Origin of the sequence: Pseudoalteromonas sp. NJ631 (assembly GCF_000276645.1) — a bacterium.
Classification (GTDB): Bacteria; Pseudomonadota; Gammaproteobacteria; order Enterobacterales; family Alteromonadaceae; genus Pseudoalteromonas; species Pseudoalteromonas piscicida.
The window spans coordinates 239,780-251,777 of record NZ_AKXJ01000003.1 but is presented as its reverse complement, the minus strand read 5'-3'; the positions used below and the strand labels follow the sequence as shown (position 1 = coordinate 251,777).

The 11,998-nt window shown below is 43.0% G+C and carries 7 protein-coding genes; 6 read left to right on the top strand and 1 reads right to left on the bottom strand.

All coding sequences use genetic code 11. The features are described 5' to 3' along the window. The first annotated feature begins 7 nt into the window (after positions 1-7). Positions 8-931: a UDP-3-O-acyl-N-acetylglucosamine deacetylase gene (gene lpxC, locus A587_RS0107955; RefSeq protein WP_010368639.1), complete on the top strand. Its 924-nt coding sequence runs from the start codon at positions 8-10 to the stop codon at positions 929-931. 44 nt (positions 932-975) lie between these two features. Here lpxC and A587_RS0107950 read toward each other — a convergent pair whose 3' ends face one another. Further along, positions 976-1,476 (bottom strand): DUF721 domain-containing protein, encoded by a 501-nt coding sequence (locus tag A587_RS0107950; protein ID WP_017217159.1) that lies wholly within the window; start codon positions 1,474-1,476, stop codon positions 976-978. Between the two features lie 468 nt (positions 1,477-1,944). On the opposite strand from A587_RS0107950, the gene secA reads away from it, so the two are divergent. From secA to nagP, 5 genes are all read left to right on the top strand, one after another. Then, entirely contained in the window at positions 1,945-4,653 is a 2,709-nt protein-coding gene (gene secA, locus A587_RS0107945; RefSeq protein WP_017217158.1) for a preprotein translocase subunit SecA, read from the top strand. Positions 4,654-4,716: 63 nt separating this feature from the next. Further along, the gene (gene mutT, locus A587_RS0107940; protein WP_017217157.1) at positions 4,717-5,115 is read left to right on the top strand and encodes an 8-oxo-dGTP diphosphatase MutT; all 399 of its coding nucleotides are present in this window, start codon (positions 4,717-4,719) and stop codon (positions 5,113-5,115) included. A 312-nt stretch (positions 5,116-5,427) separates the two neighbouring features. Further along, positions 5,428-7,500 (top strand): M13 family metallopeptidase, encoded by a 2,073-nt coding sequence (locus A587_RS0107935; protein WP_017217156.1) that lies wholly within the window; start codon positions 5,428-5,430, stop codon positions 7,498-7,500. Positions 7,501-7,826: 326 nt separating this feature from the next. Then, positions 7,827-10,418, top strand: a complete 2,592-nt coding sequence (locus A587_RS0107930; protein ID WP_017217155.1) for a family 20 glycosylhydrolase — start codon at positions 7,827-7,829, stop codon at positions 10,416-10,418. 199 nt (positions 10,419-10,617) lie between these two features. After that, complete coding sequence (gene nagP / locus A587_RS0107920; protein WP_353477787.1) at positions 10,618-11,907, top strand: N-acetylglucosamine MFS transporter NagP; 1,290 nt, start codon at positions 10,618-10,620, stop codon at positions 11,905-11,907. The last annotated feature ends 91 nt before the right edge of the window (positions 11,908-11,998 follow it).

Sequence of the window (11,998 nt, the reverse complement as noted above, 5' to 3'; positions counted from 1 at the left end):
CGAATATATGATTAAACAACGTACGATTGCACAAGTCGTTAAAGCCACAGGTGTAGGTTTACACAAAGGTGAAAAGGTCACGATCACTCTCCGACCAGCTGGTGTGAATACAGGTGTTGTATTTCGCCGCGTTGATCTAGACCCTGTTGTTGATTTTGAAACAACCCCAGAAGCTGTGGGCGACACGCAACTGTGTACGTGTTTAACAAACAAAGACGGCGTTCGCTTGTCTACTACCGAGCATTTGATTGCCGCGGTAGCTGCGCTTGGGATTGATAATCTAATCGTAGAGCTAGACAGCGCTGAAGTGCCTATTATGGATGGCAGTGCATTGCCATTCATCTACTTAATTCAAAAAGGCGGTATTGAAGAGCAAAACGCTGCCAAGCGCTTTATTCGTATCAAAGAAAAAGTGCGTGTTGAAGATGGCGACAAGTGGGCTGAAATTGAGCCTTACGATGGTTTCCACATCGACTTTGAAATCGACTTTAATCACCCAGCGATCAATGCTAGCCGCCAACGTATTGGATTAGACATTACTGCTCAAAGCTTTACTGAAGAGATCAGTCGAGCTCGTACTTTTGGTTTTATGCGTGATATCGAATACATGCATGCAAACAACCTAGCCTTAGGTGGCAGCATGGATAATGCGGTTGTTTTAGACCAGTTTAAAGTATTAAATCCAGATGGCCTGCGCTATGCAGATGAGTTTGTTAAACACAAGATCTTAGACTGTGTGGGTGATATGTTTATGGCAGGTCACAACATTTTAGGTAAGATCTCATGCTATAAATCAGGCCACGGCCTAAACAATATGTTGCTTCGTGAAATCATGGCAACTGAGTCAGCATGGGAGTGGGCAACATTCGAAGAGCCAGTCAGTATGCCAGCGCCAGGAATGGAAGCGGGTATCAATACCGCAACAGCATAAGCCTCTTAGGCTAATACAGTTTGAGAAAAAATGACGCTAAGGCGTCATTTTTTTTGCGTAGTGTTTGCGTGTTTAGCGAGTCTTTCTAGTTTCGCCTTAAGCGACGGTGGAGCGGATTGCGCTAGCGCTAGCAAATGCTCGCCAGTGGCTTGGCTCATACTTCGATTGGTTTGATAGGTCGAAGATTGGGACTCCACCTTGTTGGTAAGACGCTGTTGGGTTTCTGGATTGGTGGTAATTTTAACCAATGCACAGTCATGTAATCCAACTTTTCTAAATGCACTGAGAATATCCATTTTCAAAAAGTTTAACCGAGTAGCAAGCGTTGCTGAAGCCGCTTCTATCGTCAGTGTCCCCTCTTTGTAGTGAGCGACACGGCATTTCTTACTCAGGATAGGGCCTAGAGTGTCTTCCAAACAGCTCTGTAACTGTGCCGCTTGGGCACTTTTTTGGCCATATTGATTGAGCTTATCTGACCACCCACCCATCACTTCATCAAGCGGTTTTGGATTGTAGCGATTTTTAGCCAATGACTTACTTCCCATAGGTTGAAAAATAAAAAATAACCGCCATATCGGGATAATACGGAGTTAAATTACTCCGTACTGGTGGTTTCTCAGTCTTCTAAGTATATCAGAGACAAATTTTTGAGAAATCCAAAAGTACCAACATTTGTTGTCGAAAGCGCTTAGCTCTGTACTCGAATAAATGAGTCGAGTTAGATGCTAACTAAACTTTATCACTTGCAACGGTACGCTTACGCCCAACAGTAAAGATTTCTTGCAATTGAACTTGGTATTATTTACCCAATAAGGTTTGCAGAAACAAAGAGTCTGGTATGATAGGGCATAATTTTAACTCGGCAAGATACAAAATGCTCACTCCTAAATTGGCAAAATGAAAACCGTAATTTAGGAAGGCTTTTGTCGCCAACAGGACAAGCGCGACCCAACCTTAACAACATTGGCTTAGAGAGATGGGTCAGCCAATACACAGAGTGAAACGGTTTAAACATGTTAGCAAATATTTTTACCAAAATTTTTGGTAGTCGTAATGATCGCACCATCAAAAACCTAAGAAAAACAGTCGCTTTAATCAATGCGTTAGAAGAACAATACGGCAAATTAAGCGATGAGGAACTGAAAGCAAAAACGGCTGAATTTAAACAGCGTATCGAGCAAGGTTCAACGCTAGATGATTTATTACCAGAGGCGTTCGCTACGGTGCGTGAAGCATCTAAGCGCGTATTTGGAATGCGTCATTTCGATGTGCAAATGATTGGTGGTATGGTGCTTCACCAAGGTCGTATTTCAGAAATGAGAACGGGTGAAGGTAAAACACTAACAGCAACATTGCCTGCGTATTTAAATGCGGTTTCAGGCAAGGGTGTTCACGTTATTACCGTCAACGACTACTTAGCTAAGCGTGATGCTGAGACCAACCGTCCACTCTTTGAATTCCTAGGCCTTACTGTAGGTTGTAACGTACCAGGCATGATGCCACAGCAGAAAAAGCAAGCCTATGCTGCGGATATCACTTACGGCACCAATAACGAGTTCGGCTTTGATTACTTGCGCGATAACATGGCGTTTAGTGTTGAAGAACGTGTACAACGTCCACTTAACTATGCGGTTGTGGATGAAGTGGATTCAATCCTAATCGATGAAGCGCGTACACCACTTATCATTTCAGGTCCTGCTGAAGATAGCTCTGAGCTTTATGCCGAAATCAATAAAATTGTGCCTGATCTCGTACAGCAAGAAAAAGAAGACGAAGAAGGTGTGGAAGGCGATGGCGATTTCACCATTGATGAAAAAGGTAAACAAGTTCACCTTACCGAGCGTGGTCAAATCAAGGTTGAGGAATTACTAACTGAACGTGGTTTGATTGAAGAGGGCGACTCGCTTTACTCAGCAGGTAATATTTCACTACTTAGCCATGTTTACGCAGCACTTCGTGCTCACAAGCTATATCAAAAAGACGTTGATTACGTTGTAAAAGATAACGAAGTTATCATCGTTGATGAGCACACTGGTCGTACGATGGAAGGACGTCGTTGGTCTGAGGGTCTTCACCAAGCCGTTGAAGCGAAAGAAGGGGTTCGTATTCAGAACGAAAACCAAACCTTGGCTTCAATCACATTCCAGAATTACTTCCGTTTATATAACAAGCTTGCAGGTATGACAGGTACAGCGGACACTGAAGCGTTCGAATTTCAGTCAATCTATGGCCTAGATACGGTAGTTATCCCAACCAACAAACCTATGGTGCGTGATGACCGTGCGGATCTTGTATATTTGACGCAAGAAGAGAAATTTGAAGCCATTCTTGAAGACATTCGTTCTTGCCAAGAACGTGGTCAGCCTGTGTTGGTGGGTACGGTATCTATCGAAAGTTCAGAGTATCTTTCTCACTTCCTTCGCAAAGAAAAAATTGAGCATAACGTACTGAATGCTAAATTCCACGCGCAAGAAGCGGATATCATCGCGGATGCGGGTCTACCGGGCAAAGTAACGATTGCGACGAATATGGCTGGTCGTGGTACGGATATCGTACTGGGTGGCAGCTGGCAGTCGGATGTTGAAAAATTAGAAAATCCGTCAGAAGAGCAAGTAGCAGAAATTAAAGCCGCTTGGAAAGCGCGTCATGATGCAGTACTAGCTTCTGGTGGTTTACATATTATTGGTACTGAGCGTCACGAGTCGCGCCGTATCGACAACCAGTTGCGTGGACGTGCAGGTCGCCAAGGTGATGCAGGTTCAAGCCGCTTCTACCTATCGATGGATGACGCATTGATGCGTATCTTTGCTGGTGAGCGTATGACTAACATGATGCGTAAGCTAGGTATGCAACGTGGTGAAGCCATTGAGCACCCATGGGTTAACCGTGCGATTGAAAACGCACAGCGTAAAGTAGAAGCGCGTAACTTTGATATTCGTAAACAATTACTTGAATACGATGACGTTGCGAACGATCAACGTAAAGTGGTTTACGAACAGCGTAACGAACTACTTGAAGAAGGCGACATCTCAGAGACGATCACGGCTATTCGTGAAGATGTATTGAATGCGACTATTGATCAGTATATTCCACCGCAAAGTCTGGCGGAAATGTGGGACATCCCAGCACTTGAAGAACGCTTGAAAAATGACTTCCATGTTGAGCTTCCGATCGCTAAATGGCTTGAAGAAGACAGCAAGCTATATGAAGAAATGCTACGCGATCGTATCGTAGAGGACGTGGATAAAGCGTACAAGCAAAAAGAAGAGATGGTAGGCCCAGATGTGCTACGTCACTTCGAAAAAGCGGTTATGTTACAAAGCCTAGATCAGCATTGGAAAGATCACTTAGCGGCAATGGATCATCTTCGCCAAGGTATTCATCTACGTGGTTATGCGCAGAAGAATCCGAAGCAAGAATATAAGCGTGAGTCGTTTGAGTTATTCTCACAAATGCTTGAAAACTTGAAGATTGACGTTGTTGGCGTACTAAGTAAAGTTCAGGTTCGTGCTGAGGAAGATGTTGAGAAGGTTGAAGAACAACATCGTAAGAGTGAGCAAGCACCGCGTGAATATCAACACGAAGAAGTTGAGCGCGTGGGCGGCGAAACGCCTGAGGGTGCGGTTGTTGCTGAGCGCACAGAGCCTAAAGTTGGTCGCAATGAGCCATGCCCTTGCCAATCAGGTAAGAAGTTTAAGCAGTGTTGTGGCAAACTAAAATAACAGCCCCTAAATCTAAATTGGTATAAAAAGCGACGCTAAGTCGCTTTTTTTATGGAGTAAATGATGCAAAAAAAACGTGTTGAAGTCGCTGTTGGTGTTATTGAAAAGGCGCAGCAAATCTTTGTATGTTTAAGAGGTGAAGATCAACACCAAGGTGGGCTTTGGGAGTTCCCAGGCGGGAAAATGGAAGCGGGTGAAGATGTCTTTTCGGCATTGAAACGTGAGCTGCAAGAAGAAGTTGGCATTGAGATCTATAACTCATCTGAGCTAATGCGTATTGAGCATGACTATGCTGATAAGGCCGTATGCTTATACATTCATCATGTTGAGGATTTTTCCGGTGAAGCTCATGGTGCAGAAGGGCAGCCTTCTAAATGGGTTGCAGTTGAGCAGTTGCATGAACTCGCGTTTCCTGAGGCCAACAAAGCAATTGTGGAATTATTGCAAGCGCGCCAAAGTTAGTGACAAACTTTGTTACTAAATTCAGCACTCAGAGTCATAGTCATTCACTATGTGCATAGGTAGACTAGTGAATGACCGCTTACGTGTAAATAAACATCAGCCAACGATTCTCGTTACTCTGAGGTTTGATAGGAAACACAGTTAGAAGGAATTCTTTTCAAGCCATAAAGGTTATGTCTATATTACATTCATCTATATGCAATTGACCTGCTTGATTATTTAACCTGAGGTTTGGATAAGTAATTTAAGCATTATTTTATCTAGATGAATGGAATTCGGCGTTTACAAGCGAAACTCTATCAGGGGAATAAAATGAAGAAATTATCACTGACCGCTGCAAGTGTTGCACTTGCATTGGGATTGATTGGTTGTAGTGAACAACCGCAAACACAACAACAAAAACCAGTGGAACAAGCCGAAGCACAAAAGGCAGTTTTGAATTCTGGTATCGAATTAGAAAATATTGATAAATCAGTGCGCCCACAAGATGACTTCTATTTTCATGTGAATGGTCACTGGTTAGAAAAAACTAAAATCCCTGCAGATAAGTCAAATTATGGCTCTTTCTCGCAGCTCTATGATGAGTCGCAAAAAGCACTGCGCAAAGTGCTTGAAGATGCTGCAAACAGCGCATCTGCAAAAGCAGGCAGCGATGAGCAGAAGCTGGGTGCGTTTTATCAAAGTTATATGGATGAAGGGGCGAGAAATGAGTTGGGTTTAAACCCAGTTAAGCCTTATCTGAAAGAAATTCAAGACTTGAAGAGTAAGTCGGAGTTACCAGCTATCTTTGCTAAAATGCGTTTAACGGGCGCAAGTACACCGTTTGGTTGGTACGTTAATAATGATGCCAAGAATTCAAGCGAAAATGCACTTTATATGTTCCAGTCAGGGCTTGGTTTACCTGATCGCGATTACTATCTGAAAGATGACGAAAAATTCAGTAAGATCCGTGAGCAGTATCAGCTTTACATTGAACAGTTGTTGGCAAAGGCTGGTCATAAAAATCCAGGCCAAGCTGCACTGAATATTGTAGCGTTAGAGAAGCAAATTGCCGAGGCGCAATGGACACGTGTTGAAAGCCGCGACGCGACTAAAACCTATAACAAGCTAAGCAATGATGCGTTTAATCAATTAATGCCAGACTTTGATACGTCAGCATTTCTAACTGCGCTTGGTATCAAAGCAGATTCACTTATTGTAAGCCAACCTAGTTTCTTTGAAGGGCTATCAAAAATCATTGCTGATTCAAAGTTGGAGACATGGCAAGACTACTTAACGTTCCACTTCACCAATGACTACGCAGAGCTACTAAGTAAAGATGTAGTTGACCTTAAATTTGGGTTCTTTGGTAAAACATTGACGGGTGTAGAGGAACAAGCACCAACGTGGAAAAAAGCGGTAGATGCAAGTAATTCTGTACTGGGTGAAATGTTAGGCAAGATTTACGTAAAGTCTTATTTCCCACCAGAAGCGAAAGCGCGTATGGAAGAGTTGGTTGCTAACCTTATTAAAGGGTTTGATCAGGCAATTGATGGTCTAGAGTGGATGAGTGCTGAAACAAAAGTAGCAGCAAAAGACAAGCTCAATAAGTTTACGCCGAAGATTGGTTATCCTGACAAATGGAAAGATTACTCAGCACTTGAGATAAGCCCTGACGATCTTGTTGGTAACTATGTACGCTATAGCCAATTTGCTAATCAGGAAATGATCGATAAATTAGGTAAGCCTGTGGACCGTAGCGAGTGGTTGATGACACCACAAACGGTGAACGCATACTATAACCCAGTGAATAACGAGATTGTATTCCCTGCTGCGATTTTACAGCCACCATTCTTTAACTTAGAAGCGGATGATGCAGTAAACTACGGCGCAATCGGCGCGGTTATCGGTCACGAGTTAGGTCACGGCTTTGACGACCAAGGTGCTAAGTACGATGGTGATGGTAACCTACGTAATTGGTGGAGTGAGTCTGACCTTTCACAATTCGAAGCGCGTAGCCAAAAGCTGGTTGAGCAGTTTAATGGTTTTAAACCATTTGAAGACGCTGGTGTTAATGGTCAACTGACACTGGGTGAAAATATTGGTGATTTAGGCGGACTAACTGTCGCTTATAAAGCGTACCAAATTTCACTAGGCGATCAAAAAGCGCCGGTTATTGACGGTTACACTGGAGAGCAGCGCTTTTTTATGGGCTGGTCACAAATTTGGCGTCGCAAATACCGCGATGAAGAGCTGCGTAATCGCCTAATGACAGATCCGCATTCACCAAGCCATTATCGAGTGATTGGTGTGCTGCCGAATATGCCAGAGTTCTATAAGGCATTTGATGTGAAAGAAGGCGATAAGATGTATCTTAAACCAGAAGACAGAGTGAAAATCTGGTAATTTCACATTTTGAATTCGTGGCGGTTTTATTGCGTTCCAGCAGTAAATCCGCCGCTTTTTACGACATCCAATTACAACTCTCTGAACTTCCTACAAAATATCATACTCAATTCCGCACTTTCTACAAGCACTCGCTATTTCCAAGGTCAAGTTCATCGCTATTTGATGGTATTTACAGCCAAATCAGAGTAGCTTCATTTTGTCTAACACAAGGATATGAAAAAATAATGATAGCGCTGTCATTTTAACTTTTATATGATGTTTAGGAACAATAAGTGATTAAATGATGTTCATTTTGAATTGAACATGAAGACTGGGAGCAAAAGATGAGAATAAAAACGACTTTGCTTGGGGCGATAATTGCTGGGTGCTCGTTCTATACACACGCATCATTTACGCAGCAGCAGTTAGCGCAATTTGCAAGTGACACGCATTTTGAATTTGCGGTAGAAAATAACTTCAGTAATGGTGCTGGGGGCTTTAGCGGTGCTATTACACTGACTAACAATTCAAAAGTTGATCTACCAAAAGGACAAAGCGATTGGCAAATCTATTTGCACTCAGTTCGTCATATCTCAACGGAAACAGCTGAAGGTCTGCGCTTTGAGCATATTAATGGCGACCTTCATCGTATCACCCCTACCGATTCGTTTGCTGGTTTAAAAGCGGGTGAAAAGCTCAAGTTAGCTTTTGATGGTTCGGCTTGGGTTGCTGCATACAGCGATTTTATGCCGCGTGCCTTTATTGTGTCAGGTAAAAATAAACCGGTCATTTTTACAAATACTGATACAGAAGATATGACGCAATTCGTTGCGCCATTTGAGCGTGAGAACCAGCTGAAAAGATACAATACACCTACCGATTACACGCAGATAGCGAACGCAGCGCTGCGTTTTGAACGTAATCAAAGCAATATTTCCGTCTCAAAAGAAGATGCGCTAAGACGTATCATTCCAAAGCCTGAGCACATCGACTTTAGTCGTGGCGAAATCACTCTTAACAAAAACTGGCAGATCCGCTTTGCCGGACGTTTGAAGTCAGAAGTCGCCGTGTTTCAAGAAGACTTATCAGAGTATGGACTGGATTTAAAAGCTGAAGCTAATCACGTGCCTGAAGGGAATATCCCGACGATCCGTCTTAAGGTAGCGAAAAGCCTAGGACGCGATTATGACTACAACCAAGCCGGATCATATACATTAGATATTGACGATGATGTGATTGAAATCACGGGTATTGATAACGCCGGTGTGTTTTACGGTATTCAAAGTTTGCTAGCGCTATTTCCAGCCGATAGTAACAATGAAATTACCTTGTCTCACGTAGAGATCAAAGACTCTCCGCGCTTTAGCTGGCGTGGCATGCATTACGACAATGCCCGTAACTATCATGGTAAAGATGCGTTATTTAAATTAATTGAACAGATGGCGCGTTATAAGTTAAATAAGTTCCATTGGCACTTTTCTGATGATGAAGGTTGGCGCTTGGAGATCCCCGGGTTCCCTGAGTTAACAGAAGTCGGCGCATTTCGCTGCTTTGATTTACAAGAGCGTGAGTGCTTACTGACTCAGTTGGGCACAGGTCCTTTCAAAACGGGAAGTGGAAATGGTTACCTCTCTCGCGAGGACTTTGTCGAATTACTTAAATTTGCCACTGCGCGTCATATCGAGATCATTCCAGAAATCGAAAGCCCAGGGCATGCTCGTGCTGCGATTAAGTCGATGGAAGCGCGTTATCACAAATTGATGGAAGCAGGTAAAGCGCAAGAGGCCAAAGCCTATCTTCTCAACGATATTGATGACACTTCAAAGTATCTAACCGTGCAGCTATACACAGATAACTCTATTAATGTTTGCTTGGACTCAAGCTATGCCTTTATGGAGAAAGTGGTATATGAGCTGCAGGAAATGTATCGCGATGCTGGCACTATGCTAACGACAGTCCATTTTGGTGGCGATGAGGTTGGAAAGGGCTCATGGACTGAATCACCAGCATGTAATGATCTATTTGCGGTCGCCGACAACGGAGTGGCTGGACCCAATGATTTAAAACCATACTTTACTCAAAAAGTAGCAAAATTGCTTGCTAAGCGTGGGATCACCCCAGCCGCTTGGGAAGATGGTTTAATGTATAACACCACGACGACCTTTAAACGTGATGAATTTCCAAATCCACAGTTTTTGGTAAATACTTGGGATAACATTTGGGAGTGGGGGGTTGCAGACAGGGCCCACCGCTTTGCAAACAACAATTACCAAGTTATTTTGTCTCACGGTACACATTTGTACTTTGATCACCCTTACGAAGCGCACCCTGAAGAGCGCGGCTATTATTGGGCAACTCGTTACACAGATACGAAAAAAGCATTTTCGTATATGCCAGATAATATTTATGCGAATGCGGACTTCACGCGAAACCGTGAGCCTATCGTGAACCTAGAAGCCTTAGTTGGTCGAGAGTTACCTGCGCTTAAAAGACCGCAAAATATCCTTGGTATGCAAGGGCAAATATGGAGTGAGACCATTCGCTCGGAAGACCAAGTGTTACGATTGATTTTCCCTCGTTTGCTTTCGCTTGCGGAGCGCGCTTGGCATAAAGCGGATTGGGAAGGGCGTCGTATTAACCAAAAAGAGTTAAATAAGGACTTCTCAACCTTTGCCGCAGCCTTGTCTTTAAAAGAAATTGCAAAGTTACAAAACGATGGCATTAAGCCAAACCTTCCGGTTCCTGGTGCCAAGGTGGTGTTGGGTAAACTTGAAGCGAATAGTGCTTTCCCTTATCTTGCAATTGAAGTGAGCTTAGACAATGGCGAATCTTGGCAGCCTTATACTGATCAGATGAGTATCTCAGATGAAAGTAAGGTATTGTTGAGAACGCGAGCCGGAGAAAAAAATACGAGCCGTGTCACAGGGTTGAAATAAACCCTCGTATTCAGTTTATCGCAAAAAAGGGCAATGGCCCTTTTTTGGTGATAATTTTGCTCAAATTCTAACTGGTAATGAAATAGATTTTAACGTAAAGTTAAATGTCAGCGCTGTCATTTTTGTAAAGAAAGCAGTGAGCAAAGCAAAAAATAACAAGGCAAAAAGCCATACAAACAATAAACGATGAGTAATGTTTATGGAAGCTACCGTGTCGAATACAACAAAACGAAGTAACGCGATCCCTATGGCAATTGTCGCCGCCATGTTTTTTATTCTTGGCTTTGTGACTTGGCTTAATGGGTCGCTAATGCCATATTTGGAGCAAGTATTAAAACTAACTCCTCTCCAATCTTCATTTATTCTTTTCTCTTTTTATATTGCGGTGACATTTACCGCGGTTCCTTCTGCCCTAGTTATCCGCAAGGTGGGTTATAAAAATGGTATGGCCATCGCAATTGCAATGATGATGTGTGCGGCGTTGCTATATATTCCAGCGGCTAAAACACAAATGTTTGCATTGTTTTTGTTTGCTCAATTTACCATGGGTATTGGACAAACATTATTACAAACAGCTGTAAACCCGTACGTGGTGCGTATTGGGCCTGAAGAGTCAGCAGCTGTACGCGTAAGTATTATGGGTATACTGAATAAAGGTGCTGGTATTGTTGCACCGCTTGTATTTACCGCGTTGGTGCTGAGTAACTTTACTGATATGGCAGGTAAAGAACTGACTCAAGCTGATATCGATGCAATGGCAAACGGTCTTATCGGCCCATATTTAGGTTTGGCTGCATTTATTGGCATTTTTGCCTTGGGTATTAAGTTTGCACCACTACCTGAAATAGAAAAAGATGACGAAGAAGAGCATGGCTCGGTGAGAGAAGCGCTATCTCATCCTAATCTAAAACTAGGTGTGATCGCACTGTTTTTGTACGTTGCGGTTGAAGTGATCGCTGGTGATACGATTGGTTCATTTGCGTTAGCGCTGGGTGTTGAAAAATATAGTGTGATGACGTCTTATACTATGGCTTGTATGGTTACGGGCTATATTTTGGGTATTATATTGATCCCGAGAGTAATATCGCAGGAGAGGGCGTTAACAGCATCTGCCGTGCTTGGTGTGCTTCTCACGCTCGCAATTTCATTTGGTAGCCCAGACTCATTTGTCATTTCAAATCTATTTGGATTATCAGCGTTGCCTGATATTCTATTGATGGTCGCTATTTTAGGTTTAGCAAATGCCATTATGTGGCCAGCTATTTGGCCGCTCGCATTATCTGGACTTGGCAAGCTAACCAGTGTAGGCTCTGGTCTATTGGTTATGGGTATTGCCGGTGGTGCATTCGGTCCAGTGTTCTTAGGTTTAGCAAAGGGCACCTCAGGTACGGTGGAATCACAGCAAATTGCACACCTTGTAATGTTACCTTGCTATCTATTTATAATCTTCTACGCTGTGAAAGGTCATAAGATCAAAAAGAAAGCGTAGCAAGAAAATGTAAAGCATTTCTATGTATGTAGAAATAATCCCGTGTGTGATGCCACCTGAATAAGGTGGCATTTTTTATGCCTAAATCACT

What these genes read in the sequence shown, in the direction of transcription:
- A587_RS0107950 (WP_017217159.1), bottom strand. Translation starts at nt 1,476, where the DNA reads ATGGGAAGTAAGTCATTGGCTAAAAATCGCTACAATCCAAAACCGCTT.
- nagP (WP_353477787.1), top strand. Translation starts at nt 10,618, where the DNA reads ATGGAAGCTACCGTGTCGAATACAACAAAACGAAGTAACGCGATCCCT.
- A587_RS0107935 (WP_017217156.1), top strand. Translation starts at nt 5,428, where the DNA reads ATGAAGAAATTATCACTGACCGCTGCAAGTGTTGCACTTGCATTGGGA.
- secA (WP_017217158.1), top strand. Translation starts at nt 1,945, where the DNA reads ATGTTAGCAAATATTTTTACCAAAATTTTTGGTAGTCGTAATGATCGC.
- mutT (WP_017217157.1), top strand. Translation starts at nt 4,717, where the DNA reads ATGCAAAAAAAACGTGTTGAAGTCGCTGTTGGTGTTATTGAAAAGGCG.
- lpxC (WP_010368639.1), top strand. Translation starts at nt 8, where the DNA reads ATGATTAAACAACGTACGATTGCACAAGTCGTTAAAGCCACAGGTGTA.
- A587_RS0107930 (WP_017217155.1), top strand. Translation starts at nt 7,827, where the DNA reads ATGAGAATAAAAACGACTTTGCTTGGGGCGATAATTGCTGGGTGCTCG.